The organism is Alteromonas sp. ALT199, from assembly GCF_018619335.1.
In the GTDB taxonomy this organism is placed as follows: domain Bacteria; phylum Pseudomonadota; class Gammaproteobacteria; order Enterobacterales; family Alteromonadaceae; genus Alteromonas.
Window position 1 is genome coordinate 81,598 of the sequence record NZ_JAHHDX010000043.1, and the last position, 16,246, is coordinate 97,843.

Annotated in this window: 13 protein-coding genes; 9 read left to right on the forward strand and 4 right to left on the reverse strand. The window is 44.7% G+C overall.

Annotated elements, in window-relative coordinates:
- Positions 1–236 precede the first annotated feature (236 nt).
- The 3 genes from KL866_RS04985 to KL866_RS04995 all read right to left on the reverse strand — a co-directional run bounded on the left by KL866_RS04985 (position 237) and on the right by KL866_RS04995 (position 4,987).
- Positions 237–1,964, reverse strand: coding sequence for a solute:sodium symporter family transporter (locus KL866_RS04985; RefSeq protein ID WP_214993775.1), 1,728 nt, complete (start codon positions 1,962–1,964; stop codon positions 237–239).
- Between the two features lie 16 nt (positions 1,965–1,980).
- Positions 1,981–4,047 carry an alpha-xylosidase gene (locus KL866_RS04990; protein WP_214993777.1) on the reverse strand — a complete coding sequence of 689 codons (2,067 nt, stop codon included), beginning with the start codon at positions 4,045–4,047 and terminating at the stop codon, positions 1,981–1,983.
- Between the two features lie 187 nt (positions 4,048–4,234).
- Positions 4,235–4,987 carry a sulfite exporter TauE/SafE family protein gene (locus KL866_RS04995; protein ID WP_025257423.1) on the reverse strand — a complete coding sequence of 251 codons (753 nt, stop codon included), beginning with the start codon at positions 4,985–4,987 and terminating at the stop codon, positions 4,235–4,237.
- A gap of 98 nt (positions 4,988–5,085) precedes the next feature.
- Between KL866_RS04995 and KL866_RS05000 the strand changes: the two genes are divergently transcribed.
- The 9 genes from KL866_RS05000 (at position 5,086) to KL866_RS05040 (ending at position 15,603) form a co-directional block, all read left to right on the forward strand.
- Positions 5,086–5,835: a GntR family transcriptional regulator gene (locus KL866_RS05000; protein WP_025257424.1), complete on the forward strand. Its 750-nt coding sequence runs from the start codon at positions 5,086–5,088 to the stop codon at positions 5,833–5,835.
- 422 nt (positions 5,836–6,257) lie between these two features.
- Positions 6,258–7,211: an aldo/keto reductase gene (locus KL866_RS05005; RefSeq protein WP_029661573.1), complete on the forward strand. Its 954-nt coding sequence runs from the start codon at positions 6,258–6,260 to the stop codon at positions 7,209–7,211.
- A 9-nt stretch (positions 7,212–7,220) separates the two neighbouring features.
- The gene (locus KL866_RS05010) at positions 7,221–8,228 is read left to right on the forward strand and encodes a TauD/TfdA family dioxygenase (RefSeq protein WP_214993779.1); all 1,008 of its coding nucleotides are present in this window, start codon (positions 7,221–7,223) and stop codon (positions 8,226–8,228) included.
- 4 nt (positions 8,229–8,232) lie between these two features.
- On the forward strand, positions 8,233–9,237 hold the full coding sequence (locus tag KL866_RS05015; protein ID WP_214993781.1) for a YeiH family protein: 1,005 nt from the start codon (positions 8,233–8,235) through the stop codon (positions 9,235–9,237).
- Positions 9,238–9,304: 67 nt separating this feature from the next.
- Positions 9,305–10,603 carry a sulfite oxidase gene (locus tag KL866_RS05020; protein ID WP_409173979.1) on the forward strand — a complete coding sequence of 433 codons (1,299 nt, stop codon included), beginning with the start codon at positions 9,305–9,307 and terminating at the stop codon, positions 10,601–10,603.
- A gap of 51 nt (positions 10,604–10,654) precedes the next feature.
- A complete protein-coding gene (locus KL866_RS05025) occupies positions 10,655–11,053 on the forward strand; it encodes a hypothetical protein (RefSeq protein WP_251139847.1) in 399 nt (132 codons plus the stop codon).
- Positions 11,054–11,201: 148 nt separating this feature from the next.
- Complete coding sequence (locus KL866_RS05030; protein WP_214993788.1) at positions 11,202–12,284, forward strand: methyl-accepting chemotaxis protein; 1,083 nt, start codon at positions 11,202–11,204, stop codon at positions 12,282–12,284.
- A gap of 77 nt (positions 12,285–12,361) precedes the next feature.
- Positions 12,362–13,867: a sensor histidine kinase gene (locus KL866_RS20545; RefSeq protein WP_214993790.1), complete on the forward strand. Its 1,506-nt coding sequence runs from the start codon at positions 12,362–12,364 to the stop codon at positions 13,865–13,867.
- A gap of 152 nt (positions 13,868–14,019) precedes the next feature.
- Complete coding sequence (locus KL866_RS05040; RefSeq protein ID WP_214993792.1) at positions 14,020–15,603, forward strand: PAS domain-containing methyl-accepting chemotaxis protein; 1,584 nt, start codon at positions 14,020–14,022, stop codon at positions 15,601–15,603.
- A 25-nt stretch (positions 15,604–15,628) separates the two neighbouring features.
- Here KL866_RS05040 and KL866_RS05045 read toward each other — a convergent pair.
- On the reverse strand, positions 15,629–16,246 hold a 618-nt coding region (locus KL866_RS05045; RefSeq protein ID WP_214993794.1), incomplete at its 5' end, for an FtsX-like permease family protein.

Below are 16,246 nucleotides of genomic sequence, written 5' to 3' on the forward strand. Positions count from 1 at the left end.
TTTCGTGTATATCAACCGTTGTAAGTAGACGGTGTTTGGTTTTTTTATTTTTTTAGCTACACAAGGTGCATCATCTAAAATGCCGCACTATGCATTTTTCATTACCAGTCTTTATAAAAGATATCTTTCGTCTGATGTCTTATATAAGAGTGATTAAGTTAAACAATTGTTAAGCTGTTTGCAAACGTTATGTTAATTTTTTTGTGTTTTTTCTATACAGAAGCAAAGCGTTCGGTCTAAGCCGGTTGGGAGGCAAGGCGCTTTAGGCCTTGCTCGTATTTTACGCGCCACCATTTAAGGCTTAGCCCAATTGCGATAAAACATGTCACCCATAATCCAATAAGCGCAGGTATAAAGACGTTACTAATACCGCCTACAAAGCCGACAGGGGAGAACATCAGGTAGAGTGTAGAGATAAGGCCAATCAGCACAATAGCGCAAGGTATAGCATAGCGCCACGGAGTCATATTAACTTCGGCCTTCGGTGTAAAGTGCCATGGCGTCGCCATTGGATAGAGCTTGCCTATAGTTAACATAATGGCCAGTTCTATAGCGAATAAGATGGCATAAATGTGGATGAAATTAATATCTACTTCCCACACAAACTTTAATAGCCCGTAAGCGATGACGTGGAAAATAATAGCCACTTTTGCGGCGAGGGCAGGCACCCTTTTGGTGAACAAACCAACTAGCACAATGGTGATAACAGGAATATTGTAGAACCCAGTGAATATACGGATGATTTGCCACAATCCCTCAGGTGCAAACATAAGAAGCGGCGCAGTGATGAAAGAAAGTACGGCAATTACAATACTGGTAATTTTAGCGACGCGAATTAGCTTTTCGTCACTCACTTTATCTTTCTTAAAGGGCTTATAAACGTCTAAGCAAAAAAGTGTGGCAGCACTGTTAAGCAGTGAATTAAAAGAGCTAAACACCGCTCCAAGCAATACGGCTAAGAAGAAACCTGATAAATACTGTGGCAGTACGTCTTTAACCAAATGCGGGTAGGCGAGGTCGATAGTTTGAAGGTTTTCATCTTGGTATAGATGATAAGCAATAACGCCAGGTAGCATCATCATAAAGGGCACAAGCACTTTAAAGTAGCCTGAGAACAACACACCTTTTTGACCTTCAACCAAGTTTTTAGCCCCAAGCGTGCGTTGAATTACGTATTGGTTTGTGCCCCAATAAAACAGGTTAGCCAATATCATACCTGTAAAAATAGTGCCAAAAGGGACCGGATCGTCTGCGCCACCTATGGCATTGAGCTTTTCGGTTTCCGTTGTCGCAATAGTCGAAAGACCGTCGCTAAAGCTTCCGTCGCCCAAAGCAATTAAACCAAGTATAGGGACTAATAAGCCCACAATTAAAAGACCTACACCGTTAATGGTATCTGACACGGCCACTGCCTTTAAGCCACCGAAAATAGCGTAAAGCGCGCCTATGGTGCCTACAATTACAATGGTCATTACTAGGCCAACTTCGTAACTTACGCTGAAAAGAGCTGGCACATCGAACAGGCGCAAAACGGCAATTGAACCTGAGTAAAGCACCGAGGGAATAGTCACTAACGAGTAGCCCACCATAAACAAGACTACAGTCATTCTTCGCACGCTATCGTCGAAGCGGTCCCGTAAAAACTCTGGCAAGGTGGAGAAAGCGCCCGCTAAGTAACGCGGCAAGAAAATTAGCGCCATAATAATGGTAGAGATACCTGCGGTAACTTCCCATGCCATAGCACTAAGATTATAGCCGAAGGCAGAGCCGTTTAAGCCAATAAGCTGCTCTGCAGAGAGGTTGGTAAGGATCATGGACCCAGCAATAAAAGTACCGGTTAGCCCTCTTCCTGCAAGGAAGTAACCGTCTTGCGTGTTTACTTCCCCTTTAGTTTTCATGTAAGAGATAACAGCAACTAGTGCCATAAATGCCATGCATGTTAGTAGGGTAAGGGTGATATCCATGAACTGCTCCTATGCGCTACGCTGGCCAATGTGTCGTGTTCGACATATCCATATCGGTATGTTGAACATCTGGGCCTAACACAATGCTGCTGCCTTTTTGGATGAACACGGCAACATCATTAAGTGCCAGAGTTTCTTCTTTGTATTGCTCACCCTGTATCACTTCATCGGTACCGAAGCGCACCCACTCGCCCTTAGGTAAGTAGTATTTAATTTTACCGCCTGGCACTACACAAGGCACAACGAGCAAGTCATCGCCACACATAAATTGTTGTTCAAAAGCGTGAGAAACCGGCTGGTCAGGAAATGCTAGCGCCATGGCTCGCTGGACAGGCAGACCCGTATGAGATGCTTTTTCTGCGGTTTCTTTTAAGTAGGGAATAAGCTTGTAGCGCAGCTTTAATGCGTTAAAAACTGCATCTGAAGCTTCATCGCCATAAGACCAGGGTTCGCGAGGACCTATACCGTGTAGTCGCATGTGGGCGCTAAATACTGACGCTTGCGCCCATCGTACATATAGCTCGGCATCGCGAGTATCTTTGTAAAAACCGCCGATATCTGTGGCAAAGAAAGGCCCGCCTGACATACCCCAAGATAAGCTGCCACGAATACTTGCCGCGAGGCCGTGCCAATCGGCTTGCGGGTCGCCGCCCCATTGTGATGGATAGCGCTGGCTTCCTGTCCAAGCTGAACGACTGAATAAGAATGGACCAGTTTTGCAGTAAGCCTCAGCTGCCTCATAAACGCAGCGGTTGTAGAGCATGCTGTAAACGTTGTGCAGGCGATTGCCTGAATCACCGCTGTACGACAGCATATTGTCGTCTTCTAGTTGCTCGCCAAAGTCAGCCTTGATCATGTCTACGCCAAGGTCAAATAGAGGTTTGTGCGAGGTTTTCCAAAACTCATAAGCTTCTGGGTTGGTAAAGTCTAAAATACCTGAATCTGGCAGTGGTGTAAGCACTTCACCAAATGGGCTTAAATCCCACTCATAGCGATACGCTTCGCCAGTGCGCTTATCTTTTATCAGCCAGCCTTTTTCTGCAGCTTTTTTATAAAGAGGGTTTTTCACTGAAATCATGGGGTATTCCCATACACAGATCTTAAAACCTAACGCCTTGAGCTCATCAATAACCGGCTGGGGGTCTTCGTAGCGCTTGGGGTCCCACTCAAAAGCAAAGCGTGTATCAGTATCTTGCCAAGCACGACCATCAAGAGTAATAACATCGCAAGGCATATTCTTTTCGCGTACTTCCCGGGCGACGGCGAGCAGTTCATCCGCATCTTTATAATAAGCTTTAGAAAGAATGACGCCCAAACTCCACGTAGGCGGTGTAGGGGCAAAACCTGTTAGTTCGCTATAGGTTTTAATGCTTTTCGCAGGTGAGTCTTGATGAAATAAAAACATGTCGAGTAGATTATCTTCTACTAAACATACATACGCTCGCTGTGACCAGAGCGCATATCCCACGCCATGAGTCACAGGCGCTGGAGTATGTACAAAAAGGTTCCAACCTTCTGGGCTCCACGCATACGGAGTATTTTTGTATGACTTCTCCGCGTTTACGCCAAGGGCGTCGTGATTGTACGAACGAATAAGCTGACCACGTTTATCAAGCTTGCCCCATTTCTCGCCAAGACCATAAACAGACTCATCATAGCCAAGCTCTAGGCTCACTAACCAGCCGCTGTCTGTTTTAGCAAAGGGTGGTAAACGATGCTGACGCACAAAGTGACCGTCGGTGGCGCTTTGTTGAACAAGCACGTCATCTTTGTACAACTTAACATGTAGAGGAGAAGCAAAAATTTCTAAACGATAATCGCCAGCGGCAAGGGTGCTGTGTGATTTGTCACCTGAAAGCACTAGCGATTGCTTATCGGGTGCTTGAGTAAGCATACCGAAATTATCAGTGGCGTTTGCGTCACTTTGAATACGTAGACCAAACTGGCTGATAGTTAAACTCAACTCGCCATATTGCGTAGGGACGATGAGTGTTTTATCGTCAGACAAAAAGGGCTGCTCAGTGATGTCAGCAGCTTCAATATCGTTCCAGTCTGGTTCAGTTACACAAAATGCATTACTCATTTTTACATTACCCTTGATGTCTTATATAAGACATAAGTTAATGAAATGTAACTTGGGTGTCAATCTGCAATTAGAAAATTATGAAAATTTAGATCGATGTTAAGTGATCAAGCATCTAATGGCGTTCGAATGATTTGCTAGAACTCAACAATGCTATTTCAGGTATGAGTAATAATAGGGCGACGTGTTAGAAACTAATATTTTTTATAATAAGTGTTACGCCACTTAATGCGAGCATGGTCAAGGCTAGCAGCCTAACTGATGCGGCTGGCACGCGAACCGCGAGTATTCGCCCAACTCGAGTGAAAACAAGGATTACGGGTATAGCAAGGATCGCAGAGATGAAAACGTCTTTAGAAGGTAAAGTGCCAAAGGGTATTATCGCGAGGCGTATGAGTGAAGTAACGCTAAACACGGCCAATAGTGTGATTCTAATTTCATTGATTGGCCAAGCCTGTCTATAACACTGAAATACGACTGGAGGACCGAATGTAGAGAAGAGCCCTCCCAGCAATCCGCCTAAAGCACCTGCGATAGTGAAACCATAGGCGCGACCTGATGGCTGCGCACGTTTCCTCTTAACAAGCAAAAGACCACAGCAGCTTAAGATTGCCACGCCAAGCAGTAGGTTCAACCACGTTGCCATGCCAACAGATAAATACTCTAACAGCGCATAACCTACGCCCATGAAAGGAATACCGCTAAGAAGCAAAATAGTAAACGCACGCTTGTTTATTTGCTCGGTGTTTCTTACTACTAAACTTACAGAGTTGAAAAGGCTTAAAAAGCTCACCATGAAGGTGGTTGCAGTGAGGGGTAAGATACCAAACAAAGTAAAGCTAGACACCACCATAAGTCCAAAGCCAAACCCACTCAAGGTTTGCAAAAGCGTCGCAAGACCTAAAAGAGCGAACATGGGGAGTAGTGTTTCCAAAAGCATGTATGTTATTCCTATGATGTATGTGATTTAAATCAAAAATGCGCTATAACTCTTGTGTATGATATAAAAACAATAATTAAGCGTTTAGGTTAGGGTTCATGTCTTCATCTCAATTCGATCACAAACTCAGCGGTCCAAGTCTTGCCTTTCAGCCTTTGTATCAACAGGTGGCGGAATACATCAAGCAGCTTATTGTCGAGCGTCGCTGGCAACCCGGTGAAATGCTGCCTAGTGAGTTTAAACTTGCAGACGAATTCAAAGTGAGCCAGGGAACAGTTCGCAAAGCATTAACACTGCTTACCGATACTAAAATTGTAACCCGCAGGCAAGGCGTGGGTACATTCGTTTCTGAACATACTGCTCAAGACGCTTTATTTCGTTTTTTTCCGTTACAAGCCGACGGTAAGGGCGCCGATTTACCTAAAGCAGAGCTAATTAGTAAAGAGCTGGTAGAGCCGAATGAAACGGTTCAACAAGCACTTGCACTAATGGCAAAAGATAAAACCATAAAGCTTAAACGCAGGCGCATACTAGAAAACGAGTTCTGTATGCTCGAAACCATATTTTTGCCTTTCAAAATGTTTCCTGAGTTAGACAAACGAGAAGACATTCCCCACACTCTGTATCACTTTTATCAAACCGATTATAACCAAACCGTGTTCAAAACCCGTGACAGTATTAAAGCTGTTCTTGCATCAAAGAGTGATGCGAAAAGCTTAGGAATTGAGAAGGGCACACCTTTACTTATGGTCACTCGTGTCACAGAATCCATTGATGGCAAGTTAATAGAGTATCGCGAAAGTAAGTGCAGAACCGATCACTACCATTACCAAGTAGAGCTTGATTAATCTACTTCACCCCACCTTTTGCTACGCTACCTACTCGGTTAATTATTGCTAAGCAACGTTATCGAGGCTAAGGTTTGATGCCCAGGCTCCGCCACCCCTTGTCTACTTTCTATCTGCCTATTTATTTTAGAAAATTATAGCTCGTGTCTGTTGCCGATGCCGCAGACATCCATCTAGAAATCTATATATCATAAATGCCCGCCCCCAAAACTGGCGGGTGTATAGCGTTTATGCAACCCAGCCACTGAACACCAAGTAACATCTTTTTATTTAGTTTGTTAACACTTTGTTGACATCGCAATGTCTGTGTAATAACTTATGTCTTATACAAGACTAAAGTTTGAAGCTGAAGTTATACAAGAGCATACTGTTAAAGTAAAACTAATTAGCTTAATGCAACAAATTCTAAGGTGAATGAAACGATGAATAAGATACCTGAGGTAGGTTTTGGCTTTTGGAAAGTAGATACCGCCATTTGCGCCGAAACAACATACCAAGCAATTAAGGCTGGCTATCGCCACCTAGACTGCGCAGCAGACTATGGTAACGAAAAAGAAGTGGGCGAAGGGATAAAGCGCGCTATTGATGAAGGCTTGTGTACCAGAGAAGAGCTGTGGGTAACGTCGAAGCTTTGGAACACCTTTCACGCTCCAGAGCATGTAGCGCTGGCGCTTGAAAAAACGCTGTCTGATTTACAGCTCGATTACCTAGACTTGTACCTTATTCATTTCCCTATCGCGCAGAAGTTCGTGCCCATTGAAACGAGATATCCGCCTGAATGGTTTTACGATACGGACGCGGCTGAACCTAAAATGGAGCTTGCTCCTGTGCCGCTTCACAAAACATGGGAAGCCATGGAAGCGCTAGCAGATAGCGGTAAGACAAAACAAATCGGTGTGTGTAACTACAATACCGGCTTGCTAAACGACTTAATGAGCTATGCGCGTATTAAGCCAGCTATGCTTCAAATTGAATCTCATCCGTACCTAACGCAAGAACGTTTAATTCGTTTAGCAAAAGACTATGGCTTAAACGTTACCGCGTTCTCGCCATTAGGTGCACTTTCTTACCTAGAGCTTGAAATGGCAGATAAAACAGAATCTGTGCTTCAGCAAGAAGTAGTGAAAGCTGCGGCACAAGCCCACGGTAAGACGCCAGCACAAATTGTATTGCGTTGGGGCATTCAGCGCGGTAACGCCATTATTCCGAAAACGTCAAAAGTAGAACGTATGAAAGAGAACTTGGCGCTTTTCGATTTCTCACTTAGTGAAAGTGAAATGCAGGCTATTTCAGCATTGAACATGAATCGTCGATTTAACGATCCGGGCCACTTCTGTGAAGCTGCCTTTAATCGTTTTCACCCCATTTACGACTAGGAGTTAACTATGAAAAACGTCAATGACAGCTCTGCGGTAGCGTACGCAAGCGTACCTACTCAGCACAATTACAACGGCGGCGTGTTCCCTGAGATAGTCGTGAACAATGGAAGCTGTTCCACTGTAGAAGAAACAGTTGCCTTTGTTAAAGCGAACCAAGTAGAACTTGAAGCAAAGCTTGCTAAATCTGGTGCGCTGTTGTTTAGAGGGTTTCCTCTAGATTCAGCAGAGACCTTTGACGTTTTTTCAGCAGGCTTCGGCTACGCTAACTTTACTTATCAAGAGTCGTTATCTAACGCGGTCCGTATCAATTATACCGAACGTGTATTTACCGCTAACGAAGCGCCCAAAGATGTGGAGATTTTTCTACATCACGAAATGGCGCAAACACCTATTTCTCCAAGTAAGCTTTTCTTCTTTTGCAAAACCGCAGCAGATGAAGGCGGTGCTACGCCGCTGTGTCGTTCAGACAAATTGTTTGAAGCACTAAAAACAGAAAACCCTGAATTAGCGCGCGACTTTAAAGAAAAAGGTCTTAAGTACACGACCACTATGCCTGCAGCTAACGACGCAAACTCTGGCCAAGGACGCAGCTGGAAAAGTACGTTAAGTGTTGAATCAGTGGAAGAAGGTGAAGCTAAGCTCAAAGAACTAGGTTACAGCTGGGAGTGGTTAGAAGATGGTAGCTTAAAAGCGGTAACGCCTGTGCTTCCCGCCGTTATCGAGCTTGATGACGGAGCAGAAGTATTTTACAACCAGCTTATTGCTGCCTATATGGGCTGGAAAGGCGTTCGCGAAAACCCTTCATCAGCGATCACTTTTGGTGACGGTAGCGCTATTCCGAAAGAAGGCTTAGAGCGTGTAGCTGAGCTTTCAGAAGACTTTACTTTCGATTTAGAGTGGCAAGACGGTGACGTGGCTATTGTAGATAACTATCGCGCAATGCATGGTCGTCGCCCATACTCTGGTGACCGCAAACGCGTAGTGCTTGTGGCATTGGTTGCATCAGAGCGTTAATACCATGAATGACATAGCCGTAAAGTGCAAAAACATTTGGCCCGGGCTGGGTATTGCTTCCATCACAGGCATGGCCGCTTTGTTTTTAAGTGAGCACTACAATGCCCCTGCTATGTTGTTCGCATTATTGTTAGGCATGGCGGTATCGTTTCTTTATCAAAACGATACGCCATGCGCTTGCGGTATCGACTTTACCGCAAGCACCTTGCTTCGCGCAGGCGTCGTTTTACTTGGTTTAAGAATAGCACTAGGCGACTTAGCGGTTCTTGGTTGGCAAACGGCGCTCATGCTCGCTGGCGCTATATTTACTACCATTGTTTTAGGTGTAGGGCTGGCAAAAATACTGGGTCTTCAAAAGCGCTTTGGCGCGCTTACCGGTGGTTCTGTTGCAATTTGCGGTGCCTCTGCCGCACTAGCTATATCTACCATACTGCCTAAAGGTGAAAACCACGAGCGAGATACGCTACTTACCGTTATAGGTGTAACGGCCATGTCTACTATTGCCATGGTGCTTTATCCCATAATAGCGGGGCAGTTAGGTATGACGGATACCGAAGCTGGTATCTTTCTAGGCGGCACAATTCACGACGTGGCGCAGGTGGTAGGTGCAGGCTACTCGGTGTCAGAAAGCGCGGGTGACATGGCGACCCTTACCAAGTTGGTTCGCGTTGCTATGCTAATGCCGGTGGTGCTTATTATGATGATGGTTATCAAGCATTTCTATAAAGCAAAGAGCCAAGCAGAAAACGCTGAAGTCCCTAAAATGCCACTTTTCTTAATTGGCTTTATTGCACTAATGCTGCTCAATAGTTTTGTGACTTTACCTGATTTCGTGATTGATACAGGTACGCAGATCTCTCGTTTCTTTTTGGTCGTTTCCATCACTGCTATTGGCATGAAGTCAAACCTTGGAAAACTCGCCGAAGTGGGTGTGCTACCCATTATCATGATAGTCGTTGAAACCCTATGGATTGCGCTGCTTATTCTAGGCTTTTTATATGCAATGTGACGGTGATTCTTCGTTTTGCGGCGGCGATTTTTTAACACAAACCGTTAATACTGATGAGGTAGTCTAAGTGAAAAAACATGGTCTTCACGAACTTTATGCCAAAGACCCTGTAAAAGCCGATGAGCAGGTTTTTCAAAGAACTAGTGATAGGCTTACACGCCGAGGCTTTATCAAAGGGTTGAAATCGCTATCTTTGTTGCTGGGCGCCGAAGTGGTGTATGGGCAATTTATGCCGGCAGGGCTAATTCCTGCAGCATTTGCTCAGTCCGATACCTCTTTTTCTATAAAAGGAAAAGATGGCTTAACCATACTCAATGACAGACCATTAAACGCAGAGACTCCCGCCCACTTATTGGACGATGCGGTGACACCCGCCTCGCGTTTTTTCGTAAGAAACAACGGTATTCCACCGCAAGCGCCAGATGCGAATAGCTGGACCCTTACCATAGAAGGGGAGTCAGCAGCACAGTCCAAGACCTTTACCCTTGAAGAGCTTAAAACTCAATTTAAGCATTATACCTATCAGCTAACACTAGAGTGTGGTGGCAACGGGCGGGCCGAGTTCTCACCGGCAGCCACAGGTAACCAATGGACGACGGGAGCGGTAGGCTGTCCACGCTGGACTGGGGTAAGGTTAAAAGATGTACTAAAAGCGGTGGGTGTAAAGGACGATGCGGTTTACCTTGGCTATTATGGTGACGATCAGCATTTAAGTCGAACGCCGGGAAAGGCAGCTATTTCACGAGGCGTGCCTATTGATAAAGCGATGGAAGATGAGTCGTTAATTGCATGGGCAATGAATGATGAACCGCTTCCTTTGATGAATGGCTACCCACTACGACTGGTATTTGGTGGCTGGCCTGCATCGACGTCAGGAAAATGGCTTAAGAAAATAGTGGTTAGAGATCGCGTACACGACGGCGCGAAAATGTTAGGAAAAGCCTATCGAGTTCCTTGTAAACCTGTTGCGCCAGGAGCGAAAGTTGCCAATGAAGACATGTGTATTATTGAAGCCATGCCGGTTAAATCACTAATCACGTTTCCCAAATCAGGCAGCGATCACGCCTTAGCCAAAGAGCTCGATATACGTGGTCATGCATGGAGTGGTGAGGGCAAAATTGCTAAAGTGTTTACCTCTATAGATTTTGGGCAAACATGGCAGCTTGCTCAGTTGAGCGCGCCGGCTAATAGACATGCGTGGCAGCAATTTAGTACACAAGTAAATTTCCCCCAGCAAGGCTATTACGAGGTGTGGGCGAGAGCACAAGATGAATATGGGAAATCTCAGCCAATGGTTTTGCCGGGATGGAATCCAAAAGGCTATTTAAATAATGCCTGTCATCGTATCGCTGTGCGTGTTGTGTAAGTTAGACAATGCCAAGTTTTATTTACGTTAACGGACAGAAAAGGCGGTAATATGGATAATTTAACAATTCGAGTTATCGCTTTGATAGGGCTTCTTTATTTACCATTTGCAGTAGCCGACTACAAAACCAAAAAGCCGACGAGCAATACAAGCCAGATAAAAGAGCATGTGCAACCCGCTCTTGATCCGCAATCTGGGCTCGTTAAGGCAGAAGGCTTTAATTTAGTGCTTGCACACTGTAGTGCGTGCCATTCTCCGACTCTTATTACCCAAAATGCCATGAGCCGTGAACGATGGCTTGAGACTATCCGGTGGATGCAAGAAACGCAGAAGCTATGGCCACTAGGTGAAGCAGAACCCTTGATATTAGATTACCTATCAACGTGGTATGGTCCTAAGAAAAGTGCCCGTCGTGCTCCCCTGCCTACTCATTTGCTACCCGCCCATTAAAAACAGGGCTAATAGTTTAATTAAACTCCTCAGATTTAGAAGTTTCTGCCGATAAACGAATAATAACGCTACTTCGGACTAATAGTTAAAAAGTACTACATTCTGTTATTCTGAATAAAGTAATTCAATGAAAGATTGGTAACTACACATGTTTGTATCACGCAGTAGATTCGAAGAAAAAGAAGCGCAAGTCCAGCTATTAGAAAAACGGCTTCAAGAAACGTTAGATAGGGTGTCCTTGCTTGAAGCTGAAAATACAGAGTTGACTACGGCTTTAGAGACTGCGCACGACAAAGAAGTTTCATCGGCCAATTCCACAGTGGTTAAATGTTTAGTTGATTCACTGTCACAAGTTGAGGGTGTTCGTGAGACGGTTTTACGTTCTTACGAATGTATCAACGCCGAAAGTCAGTCTATTGTTGATATAAACGATTTGTTTAGCGAGTCGGCGACTACGCTTAGCAAAATCGTTTCGGACATGAGCGGGCTAAACCTTCAGATGGGCAGTATGAGCGAACGTATCTCAGGTCTATCGACAACCGCTGATAATATCAATAAGTTTGTAACAACTATTACCAGTATCTCTGATCAAACCAATCTACTGGCCCTGAACGCTGCTATTGAAGCAGCTCGTGCTGGTGATGCTGGACGGGGCTTTAGTGTTGTAGCTGACGAGGTAAGAGCGCTGGCAACAGAAACTAATAAATCAGCAACAGAAGTATCAGAGCTTGTAAACGGCATTATCCAATCAACATCAAAAGCGGTGTCAGGCGTTAATGAACTGCGCGGTAACAATGAACAGTTAGAAACAGGTATTAACCAGCTTAACAGTAGTTACGAAACTATGGTGCAACATTGCGACAGCATGAAGAACACCATTAGTGAAGGCGCAATGGCTACCTTTATCCAAACTGTGAAGTTGGATCATGTTGTGTGGAAATCTGGGGTCTATGAAGTGCTCTGTGGCTTCAGTAATAAATCAGCAGCTGACTTTAGCGACCACGTTAGCTGTCGTTTAGGACAATGGTATAGTGAAAATGCAACTAACCCTATCGGTCAGACGACAGCCTTCAGAGAGATTGATGCGCCTCACGCAAAAGTGCATAGTAGTGGTGTCGAAGCTATACGTGCCAAACAAGCAGGTAACAATGCAGAGGCAGATGCTAAACTGATAGAAATGGAGCAGGCGAGTGAGCGTGTAATGATGCTTCTTGATCGCCTGACAGCTTAAGACTATCAAGTGGTGAAGCATAGATAAAAACGTGAGCTATTAAAAAACGAGAGGCACGCACATTGGGGAGCTATTAGGTGAGTGAAACATCCTATTCCACCGAAAACGAACGTATTCGTGCGCTTGAAGCCCGCGTCAATTCACTAGAGCGCCAGCTTAAACGTCAAAAGATTGCACGTAAAAACGCTGAATCTTTTCTAGAAACCTATTCCCAAGATGCTTACCTTGCCAATCAGGCATTACGAACAGCGCTCAATGATTCTAAAAAAAGAGAGAGGGAGCTTCTTTACCTCAACCGAACAGCCTCCCAACTTACTCAGGCGACATCGGGAGACAGTTACATATTTTCGGCGCTTGAATCGGCAGTAGAATTTAGCGGTGCTTTTTGTGGTAAAGCCTTTACCGTAAAAGATGGCGAACTCATTATTGGCAACGATGACAGTGTGTTGGTTCAGGGGCAGGGCTGGATAACGTCTCACACTTTAGCGCAATTTATCCAACAAGAAACGCCATTAGATTTACGAGAAAGCTATTCCCATTGGTGTGTTAGTGCGGTAATGCAGCCTGAAATAGATAAAGAATCTCGCTTACTTCACTTTATGCATGAGATGTCGAAGGGGGAATATACGTGGCTAGTATTGTTGACGAAAGACGATAACCTAGAAGAAGAAACGCTTTACGTTTTAGACACTACAAAACACTACCTCGATATCACTTCTCGGTATCACAACAAGAAAAGTGAATTAAATACCAGACAACTAGAATTGAGTAACATAAAAAAAGATCGTGACTTTCTCGAAGAGAGATTGGTCAGTGCAGATAAAATGGCCATGTTAGGTCAACTGGCTGCTGGTATCGCCCATGAAATTAATAACCCTATTGGCTACGTGCGAAGCAATACTGTCGTTGCAAAAGATATCTTTAATGATTATCAACGTGCACTTGAGGAAATAGGTAACCTGTGTCAGCAAGCTGGTGGGGAAATAGAAGCGCATTTTCTAGCATTAGAGAACCGCTTTTCTCTTAAAGAGAGTGCAGCAGAAATTGCGGAAATGTTCGACGAGTCTCATGAAGGTATTGAGCGAATTATCGAAATCGTGAAAGCATTAAGAAGCTTTTCTTATCCAGGTTCGGGTAAGCATTCTAAAATCAGTGCTATCGACGCCATGAATACGGCCATTAAGCTGACTAACAATTTACATCGGTATCGCAATACGGTGCTTTTTGAAATTCCAGACGAAGATGCCTTTTTTAACGGGAATTCGGGGCAGATTCAGCAAGTACTAGTAAACTTCTTAACCAATGCGATATATGCCACGCCTGAAGGGAAAGGCATAACGCTAAGAGTAAAGAAGGAAGAGGACAGTGTCTCTCTTGTTGTTGAAGATGAAGGCATGGGCATGTCAAAAGAAACGCTTAGTAAAGTGTTCACCCCGTTTTTTACTACCAAACCACCAGGTGAGGGCACTGGACTGGGTATGTCAATTTCTATGACCATTGTCGAGGAGCATAATGGTAGGATTGATATTGTCAGTGCTGAAGGCAGAGGTACAAAAGTGTCTGTCGTATTGCCATTAGCCTAAAGTATAAACTGCTTTCTTAACTTACTGATAAATTATATATTCTCTTATTCTCTGCTTAAACTAGACAGTAACTGTTTATGTTCTAGTCTTATGAGAAAGCAAAGTCTCTATGCTTAAAGGACGAACGCTTTGCAAAATGGAGAAAGTATTCAATGAGAAATAATCAGCCTGTCACTCAAAAAGAGTATAAATTCCCCCCTCATCACCGCCTTATTTCATCAACCGACAAGCGTGGCGTTATTCAACATTGCAACAGTGAGTTTGTGGAAGCGAGTGGTTATACCCGCGAAGAATTAATAGGAAAAAACCATAACTTGATTCGTCACCCCGATATGCCAGTGCCTGTTTTTAAGGAAATGTGGAGAACGCTAGAATCTGGACAAAGTTGGCTGGGGCTGGTTAAAAACAGAAGAAAAAATGGCGATCACTACTGGGTATCGGCGTTTGTTACACCTGTTTACGAGGGCAAGACAGTCGTTGGGTATGAGTCTGTTCGCGTGCCTGCGTTAAATGATGAAATTGCCCGAGCTACAAGGGTTTATGAAAGAATAAGAGAAGGCAAATCGCCTGTATCGCCAGCGGTTCGTTTTATACAATTGCTTTCGCATCTAGCGCCATCATTAGTACTAAGTGCGCTAATGATTATAACCTTGGCGTTCACACATGGCCTAGGTGCCGCTGGCATAGCGCTACTTGGTGCTGCTATTTTGATGGTGACTCAACAAACTAAAGCCAAAAAAGATTGGCACGGATTACTTGCGCTTAGCCCAGAAAGCTACGCAAATGAAACGGTGTCACAAACCTATTTTCCTGATCCGCCTCATGTAAGCCAAGCTAAACTCGCGCTAGGCTGTGAACTTGCCAGAAATCGCACCGCATTGACTCGAATAAAAGACGCTTCAAAGGGTCTTGAAAACATAGCTAACACAACACATCAACAAGCTGAAAGTACAAGTGCAGCGGTTGTTCAGCAAAATCAAGCCACCCAGCAAATAGCGTCAGCAGTGACCCAAATGAGCCAGGCTATTCAAGAAGTTGCTGAACGTGTTGAAAGCAATGCAAAGAGTGCAAAAACTGCTGCGTATAATGTAGAAACAGGTAACCAAAAAGCGGAACAGGCAATGCAGGCAATTGTTGCATTGCGCGAAGCGGTAGAATCAATTTCGACTACGGTAACTGAGTTGGCTCAGTCAACAAGCGATATAGGTGAAGCGGCTAACATTATTTCGACCATTGCCGAGCAAACTAACCTGCTAGCACTTAACGCGGCGATTGAAGCGGCAAGGGCAGGTGAGCAAGGAAGGGGCTTCGCGGTTGTTGCTGATGAGGTACGTACCCTAGCTTCAAAAACCCGCGAGTCTACCGATAAAATTCACAATATCATCAATGAATTGGCTGAGCGTTCCGACCGTGCGGTACGGGTATCAACAGAAGGGTTAACTTCCGCAGAGCACGGTAGTGCAATTGTTGAAGAAACCAGAGGGGCATTGTTTGAAATTAATAACGCAGTAAAAGGTATTGCTGATGCTACGATTGAAATGTCGTCGGCCGTGGAAGAACAAAGCACTGTGGCAGAACATATTAATCAACAGTTGGTAGAAGTGGCTGATGGCGCTTCTGAAACTCAGCGTTCCTCAGAGGCATCGCTAGCAGCGAGCCACGATTTACGCACTACAGTGAATCAGGTTCACGAGCTTATCTTGCGCTTCAGTACAGACAAACAGGAGGGAGAGTAGACCTCTCCCCCCGTGTAATCTTCGACTAGTTCGTATTGAGTCCGGCATGTAGGCCGCGTTTATAGGCAACAACGGCTGGGAATAGAGAAACTAAATAGGTGCATCCAAGTATCAGCAAAATAATTATGGCGCTGCTTTGCCCGAACAGTGGGCTACTTAAAAACAAACCGTAGGTACTGCTCAACCAAGGTTTTAATGCGCTCATTAACCCAGCGACTAAGCCTAAACTGAGCGCGGCACTAAAAATTGTAAGCAGCATAGCTTCAATCTGAATAAGTAGTAGTAGGGTGAATGGCCCAGCTCCAATAGTGCGTAAAACAGCTATTTCTTGGTAACGCTCACGCATAGTTGCAAGTAGCATGGTAGCTAGCCCAATTAGCGCGCAGATAACGATAAGACCGGAAAGACCAAGCAGTAACGACTCTACATTTCCCATAATCTGCCAGAGCTCAGCGAGCGCCATGCCCGGTAGTATAGCCATTAACGGCTCTTTTTTACTTTGGTTAATTTGATACTGCAGCTGCAGAGCAGTTACCCGATGTTTAAGCCCAAGCATCACAACAGATACTGACTCGGGAGCAAAAGCTTCGCTATTGTAAGCATTATGTTCATCGGTATGCTTGTCATGCTCATGCTCATGCTC